Genomic DNA, 16,207 nt, shown 5'->3' with positions numbered 1-16,207 from the left:
CGGCCCTGTTTTTGCCGGAGGACGTATAAACAAAATGGCTATGAAACGAGTTTTGATGTTAATGTTGGTGCTGGCGGCCGGAATGCCGCTCGCAGCGCAAACCCTGGGAACGGAGTACCGCCTTAAAGAGGTGATTCCCGTCGAGGGACGGCAGGGGATTGCCGCCGATTCGGCTTATTACTATGTGTCGGGCAGTACGGCGCTCTACAAATATGACAAGCAGGGCCGGCTGGTGGCCCGGAACGACCGCCCGTTCGACGGGTTGCCGCTGGCTGCGAACCACATCGGCGACATCGATGTCTGGAACGGGGAGATTTACGCCGGAATCGAGACTTTCGACGACGGCCGCGGCGAGAATATCCAGGTGGCGGTCTACGACGCCAACACGCTGAAATGGAAACGTTCGATCGACTGGGAACCCGAATCGGGGCAGGTCGAAGTGTGCGGGCTGGCCGTGGACCGTGACAGCGATATGGTCTGGATGGCCGACTGGGTCGACGGGCGCTATGTTTACGGTTATGACCGGAAGACGGGCAAGTATGTCCGCAAGGTGCACCTGCGTCCCGTCCCGCAATGGCAGCAGGGCATTTTCATGGTCGACGGCCGGATGCTGATCTCTGCCGACGACGGGGATGCCGACCTCGACGAGCCGGACAACCTCTACGTTGCCGACCTGCGCGACGGAAAGTCGTATGCCACGGTGCTCCCGCTGCGTTCGATGGCCGATTTCCGCCGTGCCGGAGAGATCGAAGGACTGGCTGTCGACCCTGCGACGGACGAACTGCTGGTGCTGGCCAACCGCGGGGCGCGGATCGTGCTCGGCATGCCCCGGGGATTTTATCCGGGCTACGACGGCGAGGTTCACGAAGTCTACGTTTTCGAGAAGGTAAAATAGAAAAGGTCCCGGCAGTTCCGGGACCTTTTTTGTGGTTTGCGCGGGGCCGGCGGTTATTTGCCGAACCCGGCCGAGACGAACGTCAGCACGTCGGGCAGTACCGTCTCCCAGTAGCGCCACGTGTGGCCGCCGTCGCGCATGCGGTATTGCAGCGGGATGTTACGCTGGCGCATGAGCGAGTAGAAATCGACGTTCGATTTCCAGAGAAAATCGTCGTCGCCGCAGTCGACCCACCAGCGGACCGAACGTACGCCGTCCAACTGGTCGTCGGGCATGTTGCGCAGCATCGCGACGGGGGAGTTGTCGGCGACGGATTTCTGGAACGCATTGTCGTAGTTGCGCGCGCTGGGGAACGTGTCCAGCAGGCCGCTCATCGGGCAGGCCGAACTGAAAACCCCGGGGTGGCGCAGGGCATAGGCCGCCGTTCCGCCGCCGCCCATCGAGAGGCCCGAAATGGCGCGGTGCTGCTTGTCGGCTGTGATACGGTACTTCGATTCGACGGCAGGCAGGAATTCCTCGAAAAAGAACTGTTCGTAGTTCCAGCCCGGAACGTCGAAGTATCCCATGTGTTTGCCCTTGTAGTCCTCGCCTTCGCCGGCGGCGTCGGGCATGACGACGATCATCGGCCGGGCCATCCCCGAGGCGATCGTTTCGTCGGTGATGCGGCGCATGTAGCCTTTCCGGGTCCAGTCGGTGTGGCAGCCTCCGGCGCCGTGGAGCAGGTAGAGCACGGGGTAGGACTCCAGCGAGCGGTCGTAGCCGTCGGGCAGGTAGACCGTGCAGCTCTTTTCGGTTCCGAGGATTTTGCTCGGGAACGTGTAGACTTCGGTGCGGCTCTGTGCCCTGGCCGCGAAGACAAGGGGGAGCGCAAAGAGGGTGGCGAGCAGTTTTTTCATGGTTATTCGACGTATAGTACCAACCCCTTGAGGTATTCGCCTTCGGGGTGGTAGATGTTGATCGGATGGTCGGCGGGCTGCGTCAGTTGGTGGAGGATGCGGACCTTGCGGCCTGCGATAGCGGCGGCCGAAAAGACCGTCGTGCGGAATAACTCCTTCGATACGGCCTGCGAGCAGGAGAAGGTGAAGAGGATTCCGCCGGGGCGAATCTGCGACAGGGCCCGGGCGTTGAGTCGTTTGTAACCCTGCATGGCGTTGCCCAGCACTTTGTGGTGCTTGGCGAAGGCCGGTGGGTCGAGGATGATCAGGTCGTATTTGTCGCCGATGTCTTTGAGGTAGTCGATGGCGTCGGCGGCGATTTCGCAGCATTCGGCGCCTTTGCCGAAGTTGAGTTCCATGTTCTCCGTGGCCAGCGCTACGGCACGCTCCGAGGAGTCCACCGAGCAGACCTTCCGGGCGCCGCCCGAAAGGGCGTAGACCGAGAATCCGCCCGTGTAGCAGAAGGTGTTGAGTACGTTGCGGCCCTTGGAGTAGCGTTTCACCAGTTGGCGGTTTTCGCGCTGGTCGAGGAAAAAGCCCGTTTTCTGGCCTTTCTCCCAGTTGACGTAGAATTGTTCGCCGTTCTCCACGACGATATGCGACGCATGGTCGGACGATCCCCACAGGTAGCCGTCGACTGCCCCGAGGGCGGCCTTGAAGGGGAGCGTCTGCGACGATTTGTCGTAGATGGCCGTGAGGCGTTCGCCGTAGACCGAGCGCAGCGCTTCGGCGATTTGCAGCCGCGCGTAGTACATGCCGGCCGAGTGGCACTGGATGACGGCCGTCGAGCCGTAGATGTCGACGACCAGCCCCGGCAGCGAGTCGCCTTCGCCGTGGACGAGACGGTAGCAGGTCGTGGAGGGATTGTCCGTAAGGCCGAGCGTACGGCGGACATCGTAGGCCACGGCGATCCGGAGGTTCCACCACGTCTGGTCGATCTCTTCGCGTTCGAACGTGAGCACGCGCACGGCGATCGATCCGATCTGGTAGTGGCCCAGGGCCATGAAGTCGCCCTGACGGGTGTAGACCTCGACGAGGGCCCCTTCGGCGAAATCGGACTCTTCTTCGGCTTGGATGTGGTCGATGGCTCCCGAGAAAATCCACGGGTGGCGGCGCAGGAGCGATTCCTCCTTGCCTTTGCGCAGGTAAATTTGCGGTATCATTTACGGATCGGTTTTTTCGGTGTGCGGAGCAACTGCTCGTAAATACGGGTGCAGACCCATGCGTCGGTCGCGGCGTAAAGCTGCTGCTTGTCGGTGAGGGTCGTGGCTTCCCAGTTGCTCAGCCGCTGGGCTTTCGAGACGCGCTGTCCCAGCACGATGGCCGAGAGTTTGCGCAGACTCTTCTCCCCGATGCCCCATTCCGAGGCGATGCTCTGCAGGTCGACGAAGCCTCCGTCGCGGAAATGGCGGATCTGGCGCAGCGAGCGCAGGTCGCCCGCAACGTCGGCGCCGATCTTGAGGACTTTTTTGTCTTCGAGCAGTTGCAGGATCGGTTTGGCGAGCGGAATTTTGTTGAGCCGGAACAGGAAGCAGACCTTCGGTGTGGAGAGTTGCAGCAGCGATACGCGGAACGTTACGCCCGGGCGGAACGAAGGGCGCGTCTCGGTGTCGAAGCCGATGACGGACTGCTCGGCGAGCAGCTTGCAGGCCGCGGCGATGTCGCGCTCCTGCTCGACGATACGGATTTCTCCCCGGAACTCGATGGCCGGGAGCAGGGCGGTTTGCTCGTTGCTGATTTTATCGATGAAATTATTTACTGTAGTCATTGGACGGATGTTCCTGCAAAATTACGGAAAAAGTTTCAATATTCCTTCTTTGCCGGTGGCGATTTTGCCTTCCCCGAGCAGTTCGCGCACGACTTCAGTCAGCCGGTCGGGGGAACAGGCCAGTTCGGCGGCGAGTTGGCGCGGGTCGGCCGGGGAGCGTGCGAGGCGCGCCAGGAGTTTTTCGCGCAGGGAGGCCTCGTCGCCGGGCGCGGGGATGCCGGGTGTTCCGGGGGTTCGCCCGGCGGCTTTCGCGGCCCGTTTGCGGGCGAGGCACACGTCGCAGACTCCGCACGGCGCGGGCGTCTCTTCGCCGAAATACTTTTCGAGCACGGCGCTGCGGCACTGCTCCTCGTTGGCGGCGTAGGCGATCATCTGCTCGAAGCGTTCGCGCATCAGCTCCTGCCGCCGCTTGTAGGTCTCGGGGGCGATGTAAAGGTCGGCGCGGGGCAGGCGTTCTTCGTTCATGAAAAGGATTGGCGAACGGTTCGAGGGGACGTAACGGATCACGCGCAACTGCCAGAGCCGTTTGAGCAATTCCCTGACGCGCTCGACGGTGTAGCCGCTCCAGGTGGCCAGTTCGCCTTCGTCGATGGGCCGGAACTCGGTGAAGACCCCGTTGTAGAGCCTCAGCAGGGTGCGGATGAAGTGGTCCAGTTCGTCGCGCTGCACGCGGAGTTTGTACAATTCGTCGCGGCTGACGCAGAACATCACCCGTGCGGGGTTTTCCTGTGCGTCGGTAAGGGTCATGTAGCCGTTCTGCTGGAGCAGTTTGAGGGCACTCTGGACCGTTCCCGAATAGAGGTGTTCGCGGGCGCAGAAGTCGTGGATGTTGAACAGAAACGACGCTTCGCCGCCGTCGCCGATGCCGATCTGCAGGTAGGAGCAGACCCTTTCGTAAATATCCTTGATCTTTTCCAGCGGGGGAAATTCCAGCTCGAAACGCCGCGAAATGCGGTCGCTGTCGTCCGATGCGACCAGCAGCAGGGCATAGGCCCGCTGTGAGTCGCGGCCTGCACGGCCGGCCTCCTGGTAGTAGCTTTCGAGCGAGTCGCACATCGCGTAGTGGACCACGAAGCGCACGTCCGCTTTGTCGATGCCCATGCCGAAAGCGTTGGTGGCGACCATCACGCGGACTTTGCCCGAGAGCCACTCCTCCTGCCGGAGCGACCGCTCGGCGTGGCCCAGCCCGCCGTGGTAGGCCGCGGCCGTTACCCCTTCCTGTCGCAGGAAGTCGGCGACCTGCTCGGTCCCTTCCCGCGTGCGCACATAGACGATGCCCGTGCCGGGGACGTTGTGGACCAGTCGCAGCAACTGGCCGTTTTTGTCGTCGGTACGGCGGACGCTGTACGAGAGGTTGGGGCGTGCGAAGCTGCTGCGCAGGATGTGCGGTTCGGCAAATTTCAGATGGCGCATGATGTCGTCGGCCACCAGGCGGGTGGCCGAGGCGGTGAGCGCCAGCACGGGAACGCCCGGGAGCTTTTCGCGCAGTTCGGCGATGCGCAGGTACGAAGGGCGGAAATCGTAGCCCCACTGCGAGATGCAGTGAGCCTCGTCGACGGCGATGAGCGAGACGTTCATGCGCACCACGCGCAGGCGGAACGCCTCGGTAGCCAGCCGTTCGGGAGCCACGTAGAGGAACTTTACGTCGCCGTAGGCGCAGTTGTCCAGCGCGATGTCGATCTGGCGCGGCGAGAGCCCCGAATGGATCGCCACGGCCGGGACGGCCCGGGCCCGGAGGCGGTCGACCTGGTCTTTCATCAGGGCGATGAGCGGTGTGACGACGATGCAGAGCCCTTCGCGGGCAAGCGTCGGAACCTGGTAGGTCAGCGACTTGCCGCCGCCTGTGGGCATCAGGGCCAGTGTGTCGCGCCCTTCCATCGCCGCGCGGATGATCTGCTCCTGCACGGGGCGGAAGGTGGTGAAGCCCCAGTAGCGCCGGAGCACTTCGTATATTTTGTCCGCGGTCGGTTCCATAGCACAAAGGTACGAAAAAGCCGGATGGGTGCAAAACCGGATTGCGTGCGGTTTTATACAGCCTTCCGACGAATGGAAGTGTCGTTACGACACCAAAGGTACGAAAAAGCCGGACGGCTGCAAAGCCGAATTGCGTGCGGTTTTGTGAAAAATTAGGCAGTTTGGGGAATTTTTCGTATTTTTGCAAAAATCGAATATTCGGAAGATGAAGATACGCGAAGAATACAAGGTCCGGGAGATGGCCGGTGAGCACGTGATCGTGATGCCGGGACGCGGAGGCGCCGCCGATATGACACGCATCGTGTCGCTCAATCCTTCGTCGATGTATCTGTGGGAGAAGCTTCGGGGCCGCGAGTTTACGGCTGCGGACGCCGCGCTGCTGCTGACCGAATGTTACGAGGTCGACGCTGAAACCGCTTTGCAGGATGCCGGGCGGTGGATCGCGAGCCTTGCCGAATGCGGAATCGTAGAAGAATAGTGAAACTGAAAAGGGTCATATCGCTGTTGTTGCTCGCCGTCTATCTTTTTGCGACGGCGGGGATGGCTTTGGCGTCGCTGACGTGTAAGTGCGTGTCGATGAAGGCCCGCACGGAGCACGTGTGCTGTACCCATTGCCAGCATCCGGCGGACGTTCAGTCGGCGCACGACGGTGCGATGCGCGCCCCCTGCTGCGGCAACCACCATTCGACCGATGTCGAACTTTACGTTACGTCGAACTCCGACAATAACGAGAAATACATACGCTGCATCGTCCTCGACCTGCCGCCTGCACTCGCCGTGGAGTGTCCGTGTCCTGCACACGTTCCCCAGTTGCGCGAGGAGGTTGTCCAGAGGCATGTACCTCTGATACGCGAAGCCTGCATCCTGCCCGTCGGCTTCCGGGCTCCTCCCGTATTGGCTTAAAACACCTTCGGGACCGGTGCTGTGTGCGCCGGTCCGTAATCAGTTTTAACCAATAACGGATTTTCATGAAATTTTTCAAATACACCGTATTATCTATTTCTGCCTTCGCCGTGTGCGGTTCCCTGAGCGCACAGGATTTGAGGGGCGTGGTCCGCGATGCCGACCGTCAACCGCTCATCGGGGCTTCGGTCTACTGGGCCGGCACGACCATCGGGGCCAGCACCGACGCACAGGGCGCATTTCTCGTACACCGCGTGAAGGGGTACGATAAACTCGTAGCCTCGTACCTGGGCTTTGTCAACGACACGCTGAATGTGAAAAACGGCGTCGACAAGGTCGAATTTACGCTCCGTTCGGAGGGCGTGGCGCTGGAAGGCGTCGTTGTCGAGGGCAACCTCAGCGGCAATTTCGTCAAGCGCGACGGGATCGTCAAAGGCGAGATGATCTCCTTTGCGGGCCTCTGTAAGATGGCCTGCTGCAACCTGGCCGAGTCGTTCGAAAATTCGGCTTCGGTGACCGTCGGTTACAGCGACGCCATATCGGGCGCCCGGCAGATCAAGATGCTGGGACTGGCCGGAACCTATACGCAGATACTCGACGAGAACCGTCCCATCATGCGGGGCCTGAGCGCTCCCTACGGGCTGAGTTACACGCCGGGCATGTGGCTCAATTCGATCCAGGTGTCGAAGGGCGTGGCTTCGGTCACGGCGGGCCATGAGGCCATCACGGGGCAGATTAACCTCGAACACCGCAAGCCTACGGACGACGAACGGCTGTTCGTGAACCTTTACCTCGACGACGAACTGCGTCCCGAGGCCAATATTTCGACGGCTTTTCCCGTCACGAAAGACAAGAAGTTGTCGAGCGTCATCCTGCTTCACGGCTCGATGGATACCGACGTGCGGAAGATGGATCACAACCACGACGGATTCCGCGACCTGCCGAAGGCCGACCAGATCAACGTGGCCAACAAATGGCTCTACGCCGCTGACAACGGCACGCAGATTCGCTGGGGCTGGAAGTTCGTGCAGGAAAACCGCCTGGGCGGCATGCTCGACTACAAGGACACGAAGGCCATGCGCGAGGAGATGGAGCAGGACTGGGACTGGAGAGCCGGCGACAAGAAAATGCCGCTCTACGGGTCGCACATCCGCAACCGCAACGCCAACGGCTATTTTAAGATAGGTATGCCTGTCGGTCCGTCGGTTTACGATCCCGACGAGCAGGACGAAATGCGTTCGAACCTGGCGTTCGTCGCCGACTTCGACCATTTCAGCGAAGACGCCTATTTCGGGCTGAACGACTATACGGGCAACCAGAATTCGCTGGCGCTGAATCTGATGTACAACCACTATTTCACCTATCGGTCGTCGCTGATCGTCGGGGTGCAGGGGCATCTGGATTACTACCGCGAGAAACTGCTCAACCCGACGCCGTGGATCGCCGCCAACAGCGTCCGCGACTACAATTTCGACCGCAACGAGCGCGAGGCGGGAGCCTATGCCGAGTATACCTATGCCATCAAGGACAAGTTTTCGATCGTGGCCGGAGTCCGCGGCGATTACAACCACTATTACGACCGTTTCTTTGTGACGCCCCGCGGCCACCTGAAATGGAATATCACCCCTTCGACGACGCTGCGCGGTTCGGCGGGCCTGGGTTACCGCTCGACGAACGTCATTACGGACAATATCGGCGTACTGGCTACGGGCCGGGCGATCACGTTCCTCGACAACGAATCCGGGAAATTCGATTTCCGGAAATTCGACCGCATGGAGAAGGCCCTGACCGTCGGCGGAAGCCTGACGCAAACCTTCGGACTGGTGAAGCAGGGCGACGCGACGCTGAGTTTCGACTATTTCCGTACGCAGTTCTACAACTCGATCGTGGCCGATCAGGAGATGTATGCCGATCGGATCGTATTCTACGACACCGACGGCCGTTCGTATACCGACACCTACCAGATCGACTTCTCGTGGTCGCCGGTCGAGCGGCTTGATATCTTCGCTACGTTCCGCTATACGGACAGCGAGATGACGATCAAGCGCGCCGACGGCAGTTCGGCCCGTGTGGAGAGGCCGCTGGTAAGCCAGTACAAAACGCTGTTGAATATCCAGTATGCCACGAAGTTCCGCCGCTGGGTCTTCGACGCTACGGCGCAGCTCAACGGTCCTTCGCGCATTCCGACGCAGACGGGCAACCTCGACGACAGTTACTATTCGCCCCGTTACCCGATGTTTTTCGCGCAGGTGAGCCGCAAGGTAGGCAAGTTCGACATCTACGCCGGGTGCGAGAATATCGCCGACTACCGCCAGAAGGACCCGATCCTCAATGCGCAGGACCCCTACGATTACAAGTTCAATTCGATGAACGTCTGGGGGCCGCTCATGGGGCGCAAGTTCTATATCGGCTTACGGTTTAATCTGTATTAGGATGCGGAGCAGGATGTTTCGGGCGACGCCCCGGATTTGGTAAGGATGAAAATTTTAATACCTAAATATACGCAAAAATGAAAAAACTTTTAATGTTCTGCCTGGCCCTGGTAATGGGTCTCGGCATGTGCGCTGCGGCGGATAAGCCCGCGCAGAAAAAAGAGGTGACGACGGTATTCGTAACCGATATCGATTGCGAACACTGCGTGAAGAAGATCATGAACAACGTTCCTTCGCTCGGAAAGGGCATCAAGGACGTGAAGGTGGACCTGCCCAAAAAGGAGGTTACCGTGATCTACGACGGCACGAAGAACAACGACGAGAACATCGTCAAGGGTTTTGCCACGCTCAAAGTGAAGGCCGAGCCTAAAAAAGCCCCTGCGAAGAAGTAATTCGGGCGGGTTTGTTATCTGAAACGGGGAAATCTTTCGGGATTTCCCCGTTTTTCAGTCTCGGGAGGCCTAAAGCAAACGAAAAAGAGCGCCCAATATCGGGGCGCTCTTTTTTTCGAATTGCCGCAGGCGGGTTACTCCATCGGCCGGACACGGATATCCGTCAGGCCTTCGGTTTCGCGGACCAGCCGGTCGATGTCGGTCTTTTCGTCTACTTCGCCGTAGTGGTAGGGGTAGAAAATCGCCGGTTTCAGTACTTTCACCGCCTCGACGGCCTGGTCGACGGTCATCGTGTAGGGCTGGTTTACGGGCAGGAAAGCGATGTCGATGTTCTTCAGGGCCTTCATCTCCGGAGTGGGCTCCGTGTCGCCCGCGATGTAGATGCGCGTGCCGCCGACGGTAAGCACGTAGCCGCAGTCTTCACGCTCTTTGGGGTGGAACTGCAGGTGACCCGGCGTGGTGTTATAAGCTGCGACGGCTTCGACCTTCACGTAGTCGCGCGGCGTGGCGACGCTGCCCGGGCGCATCGTGTAGCAATTCATCTCGAAGGCCTCGGCCGAGGTCCGGTCGCAGAGAATTTCAGTGTCGGAGGTGAGCAGTTTTTCGACTGCCGCAACGTCGAGGTGGTCGTAGTGCGAATGGGTGATCAACACGACATCGGCCTTGGGCAGTGCGCCGTAATCGGCATTGGCGCTCACGGGGTCGACATAGATGTATTTGCCGTTCACGTTGATCGAGAGCGAAGCATGTTTGAAAAAGGTGATCGTAAATTCAGTCCCGTTGCGGGAGGTGAGTTTGTCGGCGGGGTATTCGGGACCCTTTGCGCGGCCGCATCCGAGAAATGAGAGCAGTGACATAAGAATTAGTGCAGTTAATTTGTATTGTTTCATAATCTTTCGACCGTGAAATTTGCAATCAGCGTATGGTTGGCAAGCAGCCGCAGTCCGAAATAGCCGTCGCCCTCGCCGGGAGCGAGTTCTCGTGAGAAGAGCACTTCGCCGTCGGCCGAGAAGGTTGTTTTTTTGTCGGCGACCGTGATTTCGATGTGCAGCGGGCGGTTGGGCCGGAGCAGGTGTTCCGCATCGGTGTATTCGCCCAACAGAGGTTTGACCTCGTCGGCCGGGGCGCCGAAACGTTTCCCGTGATACTTGCGGAAGCGGGTCGTCGTGTTGTCGTTGCCGCCGTAACCCACATAGAAGAGGTCGAGTGAGTTGTAGGCGGCGAACGCTCCTCCCCGCCAGGCCGAGCGGGCGAAGAAGTCGTCCGGGTGTTCGGGGTCCGAAGCCGCCCAGAAACAGTTGAGGTCGGCGAGCCGGTCGTGGGGACCTTCGCCGATCACCACCGTGGCGTCGTAGCAGATGCGGTAATCTCCCGAGAGCGGCTCCGAAAGCCAGAGCGTCAGCCCTTCGGGCGCTACGATCTCGATGGTGTCGCCCCGTTCGGCAAACGTCACCGAACCCCCTTCGGATTCGAAAATCCAGCGGCTGCCGGGACTGCATGCCGCCAGCAATCCTGCAAAAAAAAGTGTCGTCAGTCGGAGCATCATGGAATAAAGATACAAATTTGCTGCGAAACGGCAAAATAGATTTCGCGTCCGCGAAAAAAAATCTATCTTTGTCGTTGTATAACACCCGGATAATCGATGAATAATTTTTTCAGGAAGCTGGCCCTGCTGGCTGTGGCGGTTTTTACGATCGCAGGCGCGGCGGCGCAGGATGCGGATAAGATTCTCGGCGTCTACAAGGCGGTCGAGGAGGGCAAGGAGTCGAAAGTGGAGTTCACGCGGCAGGCCGACGGATCGTACCGCGGACAGATTATCTGGCTTAAACAGCCCGACAACCCCGACGGAACGCCCAAACTGGACGTGAAGAATCCCGATGCGTCGAAACGTTCGGTGCGTGCCGACCGGGTAGTGGTGGTCGACGGCGTGAAGTACGACGCGAAGAAGAACGTATGGAACGGCGGCCGGGTTTACGACCCTACCAAAGGCAAGGACTACAAGGTCGAAGTTTCGTTCGAGGACGCCCGGACGCTGCGTGTCAAAGGGTCGCTGCTGGGGTTCAGCAGGTCGGTTTACTGGACGAAGATCGAATAGGAGCAATTTTTTTTCGGCATCCGCGCAGTATATTGCCGCAGGGTGCGTTTATAGAATAAATTAACTTAACATATCGTATGAATAAACTTTTTGCAACAATCGCGCTGGCAGCTCTCGCATTTACGAGCTGTATCAAGGAGGACAGTACATATAAGGATATGCTTCCCATACAGCCCGGACGGAGTATCTATCAGTTGACGATGAACCAGAATACGATCGCCATGCGGCCCGCCAACGCGGCGTTGCGTCTGGCGATGCTGCTGGCCGAGGCCGACAAGCAGGAGCTGGACCTCGCTACGGCTGAACTGGATAAGGTCAAGGTGGGAAACACTACGGTTCAGAGCGATCTTTTCGGTTCGCTGACCAAGATCGAGCGGCAGGGCGACGATTACCTGATCACGTACAGCGAGAACTCCATGCTGCCCGACGGCCTTTACATGAAAGGTTCCGTGCTGGTGAAAACCGGCGGTGCGAAGTTGCTGATCGACGCTCCGTACAATGCGCCGTGGGAGGTGGAAATGAAGGACCTCAAGGTGATCGCTTACTCGGATCAGGGGACGCAGACGTTTAATCTCAATAGCGGCCGGACGACGCTTTACTACCAAGCGGACGGTTTGTATATGATCGACGTAGAGGCTTTCCAGGCCAATATCGATAATGTCGAGGCTTCCTCCAACTGGAGCGGTAATTTCAATCTGCGCGCCGAGGATTCGAGCCTGGCTTATTCGACCTGCTCGGGCAAGGATTTCAAGATCGAAGGCGAAGCCTCGGGCCCGACGGTTTATTCGTCCGAAACGACCAAGTCGGTAGGTATGTCCTATGAACTGGAGGACGGCGTTTTCCGCGGTACGCAGATTCTGAGCGGCACGCAAATTTGCAGTTTTACCTCCTATTTCGAATACGATACTGTGGCATATCCCTCGTCGACGGTGACTTACGAATGGACGTACGACAGCGCAGCCAACAGGATTTACCAGAAGATTTATTACAACGGATACGTTTATCCGAAAGATTGATAAAAGGGCTTTTTAGCACTTGCTTGCGAGGCGCGAATGGATTGTCAACCATTCGCGCCTCATCTTTTTTGGCTGGCGCCGGGATGTTGTCCCGGCGTTATGCCTTGCGGTCGAGCCGCATGACCGAGGGGATGAAGAAGCCCGTCAGGCCGATCGCGGCGATGACGGTTCCGGCGATGACGAACGTCGTCGTGAGGCCTACGTTCTCGGCGAGAAAGCCTGTGCCCAGCAGTCCGAGGGCCGCAGGCAGCAGCCCGAAACTGCGGTAGAGGGACATGACGCGTCCCAGTACGCCGGTTTCGATGCGGGTCTGGACCACGGAAACGAACGATGCGTTGAAGATGCTGCTGGAGATCCCCGCGGCTGCCGTGAAGAGTGCGAACCAGAGGAATCCCGCAGGCGACAGAAGCCCGGACAGGGCGAATGAGAGTCCTACGACAAGATACATCAGGTTGACCAGTACGATGCGGCTGACCTGGTAGGTGCGGGCGCCCATGACGGCGCCTCCGATGAGCGCTCCGCCGCCCCAGACGATCTCGATCAGGCTCATTTCGAGAGTACCCCCGCCGAAGTGCTGGAGCGTCATCAGCGGGAACATCACCCCGACGGGCATGATGAAGAACCACACGACGATGGACAGCGTGAAGAACCATCCCATGCCCGGAATGGCGTGCATGGCCGAGAAACCTTCGCGGAATTCCCGCCACAGGTCGGGTTTGCGAGCTATGTCGCGTGCCGGATTGGGAATCCGGACGAACAGCAGCGACGTGCAGGCGATGGCGGCTCCTGCGACATCGAGCAGCAGGATGTTGCCGATCGACGTGAGGTTGATGAGCAGCGCCCCGAGAGCCGGACCGGCGATACTCGACAGTGAGGCGATGATCTGGTTGACTCCGGCGATGCGCGTGAGCTGCGACGCGGGAGCCAGCAACGGGACCGATGCCTGCATGGCAGGCATATGGAAGGCCGAACCGGCAGAGCGGCAGGCCAGCAGAATGTAAATGTGCCACATCCGGGCTACGCCGAGCCAGAAGAGCACGGCCAGCGCCAGCGTGCAGAGGGCGATGAAACTATCGGCGAGGATCATCGTGCGCTTGCGATCCCAACGATCTACGTAAACCCCGACAAACAGTCCCAGTAACGACTGGGGCAGTATTCCGGCGATGGCTGCGAGAGCCAACACCTCGGCCGAGCCGGTTTCGATGCTCATCCAGAAGATGATCGAGTAGGCCACGACCTCGCTGCTGAGGATCGAGGCCAACTGCCCGCTCCAGATAACGGCAAATGTTTTTTTCCAGGTTTCCATATAAATAATTGCGACAAGTGCCAAAAAAAGCGGATACCGAGGTATCCGCCGCGCTAAAACCTTTCTTGCGAAAGGCTATTTAACTGCTTTAACTATTGCCTCGAATGCTTTGGGCTCGTTCATCGCCAGGTCGGCCATAACCTTACGGTTGAGGACGATTCCTTTGGCGTTGAGTTTGCCGATAAACTGTGAATAGGTCATTCCCTGGGCGCGGACTGCAGCGTTGATACGCGTGATCCACAGCGAACGGAATGTCCGCTTCTTGAGGGCGCGGTGTGCATAAGCATAGCACAGACCCTTTTCGACCGTATTTTTCGCAACGGTCCAAACGTTTCCCCTTGAACCAAAGTTGCCTTTGGCAAGTTTCAAAACTTTCTTTCGACGTGCGCGTGACGCAACAGCGTTTACTGAACGTGGCATACTATAAAGTTTTTAGAGGACTGCCAGCGATACGGTTCTCCCGTATTCTTTGGGGCTGGTTCGTCCCGATTAATAAAATACTGCTGATTAATTACTTAACGAGCAGGTTCTTGATTTTAGCCTCATCGGCTGCAGAAACGGTTCCCGAATAGCAGAGGTTACGCTTCTGTTTCGTCGTCTTTTTGGTCAGGATGTGACTGTGATAAGCGTGTTTGCGCTTGATCTTTCCTGTGCCGGTGAAGGTAAAACGCTTCTTCGCAGCGGCATTGGTTTTCATTTTCGGCATTGTCGTAAATAGTTAATTAGTTAAACATAGCCTGCAAAAATACGAAATTTTTCCCATAGTGCAACCTTCCCTGACGATATTTCTTCGCAATCCGGTATTTTTTGCTATATTTGTACAGGACCCCAGTTGTTCCGGCGATGTGTTTGCCGGGATGATGGCAGAACATTTGCTGTCCGGAGAACCGGGGCGATGGCTATTTGAATATTTTTTGCGGGGTTGAGCCCGAAGTGCTTATGGAGATGGAGTGGAATTTTATCGTGCGGCTGTGTGTGGCGGGCCTTTGTGGGACGATCATCGGCCTCGACCGGGAATACCGGGTCAAGGATGCGGGCTTCCGTACCCATTTCCTGGTGGCGTTGGGCAGTGCCTTGATTATGATTGTATCGCAATACGGGTTCGAGGAGTTTCTGGCGACCCATGACGGGCTGCGGCTCGATCCCAGCCGTATTGCGGCGCAGGTGGTCAGCGGCATCGGTTTTATCGGGGCCGGGACCATCATCATCCACCGCCAGTTGGTGCGGGGACTGACCACTGCTGCGAGCCTTTGGGCTACGGCCGGCATCGGCCTTGCAGCGGGAGCACATATGTATATAGTAGCCGGAGCGGCCACGGTGCTGACATTGTTCGGCCTGGAGGTTCTGACATTGGTCTTCGGCGGATTGGGGCGTCGGCGGACGATGATTGTCTTTTCGGCGTCGAAGAAAGAGTTTATCAATGCGATGTTCGAGCGCCTCGAGAGTAAAGACTATTCGGTTGTCTCCTATGAGGTCGAGGCTCTGCGTACGTCCGATGGGATAGTGCATCGCGCTACGATCGTTATTCGGGCCAAAGGTTCGGCCAGCGAAGAGGGGTATATCGACCTGCTGCGCGAGAATCCGGACATCAACGTTGAGAAAATCGTCTAGGAAATACGTCTGCTGCCTGCTGCTTTCGCGTTCTCGTTTTCGCCGTTTTCTGCTCCGGATGTCAGCTTTCTGTTATTTCCGATCCTTTTCCGCATCCATTTTTCTGCTTTGCTTTGGCTTGTCTGTGTTGTCATCCGTTGTTTTTTCCTGCTTGTAAGTTGTTTTATCCGGACAGAGTTCGGACCGTTTCTGTTCTCGGAAATGGCCCAAATAGTCATACCTATATATAATATAGATTCCTGAATCGTCGCTTTGGAATCAGCAGCGCATAGATATTAAAATATTTTTGCAACTAACTCGCTGATCCATAATCGGGTGGAAAAAAGGCGTGAAAATTGTCGAAAAATAATCACGGAATTATTTGGAAGTTGCCTGAAAAAGCCCTTATCTTTGCACCCGCTTCGAGAGAGAAACACCACTCGAAAGCGACAAAAACAGGTTCTGAAAAATTTTGAAAAAAGTTCCGAAATCTTTTGGAGATTCAGAAAAATGACTTACCTTTGCACCCGCTTCGAATGCAACACACGGTTCGAAACGATACAAAAAAAGGTTCTGAAAAATTTCTGAAAAATTCTTTCAAAAAGATTTGGTGGTTCGAAAATAAACGCTTAACTTTGCACCACTTTCCGCTGAAAAATCGCGGTCAGAACAACGGGAGAGACCGAAAGGTCGGAGCCCGGACAAAATAAGAAATTGTTCTTATAGTAATATATTGAACAGCGTTCTTTGAAGTATTTGAGCAGCTAAAAAGTTTTTTCCACTCTCGCAAGAGAGTGATTTCAAACAATACCTTTGAGATTAGAGCTAAAGATTTAAAACAAAACATTTTTATACAATGGAGAGTTTGATCCTGGCTCAGGATGAACGCTAGCGGCAGGCC

At 57.5% G+C, this 16,207-nt stretch carries 17 protein-coding genes; 8 read left to right on the top strand and 9 right to left on the bottom strand.

The window, feature by feature from the left end:
* Positions 1 to 40: 40 nt before the first annotated feature.
* Positions 41 to 895: a YncE family protein gene (locus tag KG007_RS11865; protein WP_213349075.1), complete on the top strand. Its 855-nt coding sequence runs from the start codon at positions 41 to 43 to the stop codon at positions 893 to 895.
* A gap of 53 nt (positions 896 to 948) precedes the next feature.
* Here the strand turns inward: KG007_RS11865 and KG007_RS11860 are convergent, their stop codons facing one another.
* From KG007_RS11860 to KG007_RS11845, 4 genes are read right to left on the bottom strand one after another with little or no spacing between them, the layout of a single operon-like run.
* Complete coding sequence (locus KG007_RS11860) at positions 949 to 1,791, bottom strand: alpha/beta hydrolase (RefSeq protein ID WP_213349073.1); 843 nt, start codon at positions 1,789 to 1,791, stop codon at positions 949 to 951.
* Positions 1,792 to 1,793: 2 nt separating this feature from the next.
* The gene (locus KG007_RS11855; protein WP_213349233.1) at positions 1,794 to 2,990 is read right to left on the bottom strand and encodes a class I SAM-dependent rRNA methyltransferase; all 1,197 of its coding nucleotides are present in this window, start codon (positions 2,988 to 2,990) and stop codon (positions 1,794 to 1,796) included.
* Positions 2,990 to 3,598 (bottom strand): 3'-5' exonuclease, encoded by a 609-nt coding sequence (locus tag KG007_RS11850; protein ID WP_195461364.1) that lies wholly within the window; start codon positions 3,596 to 3,598, stop codon positions 2,990 to 2,992. The genes KG007_RS11855 and KG007_RS11850 overlap by 1 nt, the downstream gene beginning before the upstream one ends.
* A 21-nt stretch (positions 3,599 to 3,619) precedes the next feature.
* The gene (locus tag KG007_RS11845) at positions 3,620 to 5,572 is read right to left on the bottom strand and encodes a RecQ family ATP-dependent DNA helicase (protein WP_213349071.1); all 1,953 of its coding nucleotides are present in this window, start codon (positions 5,570 to 5,572) and stop codon (positions 3,620 to 3,622) included.
* A gap of 205 nt (positions 5,573 to 5,777) precedes the next feature.
* Between KG007_RS11845 and KG007_RS11840 the strand changes: the two genes are divergently transcribed.
* From KG007_RS11840 to KG007_RS11825, 4 genes are all read left to right on the top strand, one after another.
* The gene (locus KG007_RS11840; RefSeq protein WP_195461362.1) at positions 5,778 to 6,050 is read left to right on the top strand and encodes a PqqD family protein; all 273 of its coding nucleotides are present in this window, start codon (positions 5,778 to 5,780) and stop codon (positions 6,048 to 6,050) included.
* Positions 6,050 to 6,475 (top strand): hypothetical protein, encoded by a 426-nt coding sequence (locus KG007_RS11835; protein WP_195461361.1) that lies wholly within the window; start codon positions 6,050 to 6,052, stop codon positions 6,473 to 6,475. Before KG007_RS11840 ends, KG007_RS11835 begins: the two co-directional genes overlap by 1 nt.
* A gap of 65 nt (positions 6,476 to 6,540) precedes the next feature.
* Positions 6,541 to 8,907, top strand: coding sequence for a TonB-dependent receptor (locus KG007_RS11830; RefSeq protein WP_213349064.1), 2,367 nt, complete (start codon positions 6,541 to 6,543; stop codon positions 8,905 to 8,907).
* Positions 8,908 to 8,984: 77 nt separating this feature from the next.
* The gene (locus KG007_RS11825; RefSeq protein WP_195461359.1) at positions 8,985 to 9,299 is read left to right on the top strand and encodes a heavy-metal-associated domain-containing protein; all 315 of its coding nucleotides are present in this window, start codon (positions 8,985 to 8,987) and stop codon (positions 9,297 to 9,299) included.
* Between the two features lie 134 nt (positions 9,300 to 9,433).
* On the opposite strand, the gene KG007_RS11820 is transcribed toward KG007_RS11825, so the two are convergent.
* Both KG007_RS11820 and KG007_RS11815 read right to left on the bottom strand, forming a co-directional pair.
* On the bottom strand, positions 9,434 to 10,156 hold the full coding sequence (locus KG007_RS11820; RefSeq protein WP_195461764.1) for an MBL fold metallo-hydrolase: 723 nt from the start codon (positions 10,154 to 10,156) through the stop codon (positions 9,434 to 9,436).
* Positions 10,157 to 10,185: 29 nt separating this feature from the next.
* Positions 10,186 to 10,842 carry a DUF6250 domain-containing protein gene (locus KG007_RS11815; protein ID WP_394369672.1) on the bottom strand — a complete coding sequence of 219 codons (657 nt, stop codon included), beginning with the start codon at positions 10,840 to 10,842 and terminating at the stop codon, positions 10,186 to 10,188.
* Between the two features lie 99 nt (positions 10,843 to 10,941).
* Between KG007_RS11815 and KG007_RS11810 the strand changes: the two genes are divergently transcribed.
* Positions 10,942 to 11,394: a DUF2147 domain-containing protein gene (locus KG007_RS11810; protein WP_195461762.1), complete on the top strand. Its 453-nt coding sequence runs from the start codon at positions 10,942 to 10,944 to the stop codon at positions 11,392 to 11,394.
* Between the two features lie 77 nt (positions 11,395 to 11,471).
* Entirely contained in the window at positions 11,472 to 12,410 is a 939-nt protein-coding gene (locus KG007_RS11805) for a hypothetical protein (RefSeq protein WP_249413336.1), read from the top strand.
* Between the two features lie 97 nt (positions 12,411 to 12,507).
* Here the strand turns inward: KG007_RS11805 and KG007_RS11800 are convergent, their stop codons facing one another.
* The 3 genes from KG007_RS11800 to rpmI form a co-directional block, all read right to left on the bottom strand.
* Complete coding sequence (locus KG007_RS11800; protein WP_213349062.1) at positions 12,508 to 13,716, bottom strand: MFS transporter; 1,209 nt, start codon at positions 13,714 to 13,716, stop codon at positions 12,508 to 12,510.
* 75 nt (positions 13,717 to 13,791) lie between these two features.
* On the bottom strand, positions 13,792 to 14,136 hold the full coding sequence (rplT, locus tag KG007_RS11795) for a 50S ribosomal protein L20 (RefSeq protein WP_010265672.1): 345 nt from the start codon (positions 14,134 to 14,136) through the stop codon (positions 13,792 to 13,794).
* Between the two features lie 91 nt (positions 14,137 to 14,227).
* Positions 14,228 to 14,422 (bottom strand): 50S ribosomal protein L35, encoded by a 195-nt coding sequence (gene rpmI, locus KG007_RS11790; protein ID WP_009598828.1) that lies wholly within the window; start codon positions 14,420 to 14,422, stop codon positions 14,228 to 14,230.
* A 233-nt stretch (positions 14,423 to 14,655) separates the two neighbouring features.
* On the opposite strand from rpmI, the gene KG007_RS11785 reads away from it, so the two are divergent.
* Entirely contained in the window at positions 14,656 to 15,327 is a 672-nt protein-coding gene (locus KG007_RS11785) for an MgtC/SapB family protein (protein ID WP_195461857.1), read from the top strand.
* Positions 15,328 to 16,207 lie beyond the last annotated feature (880 nt).

The sequence above is a fragment of the Alistipes montrealensis genome, from assembly GCF_018362775.1.
Classification (GTDB): domain Bacteria; phylum Bacteroidota; class Bacteroidia; order Bacteroidales; family Rikenellaceae; genus Alistipes; species Alistipes montrealensis.
This window is presented reverse-complemented; position numbering and strand designations above follow the sequence as displayed.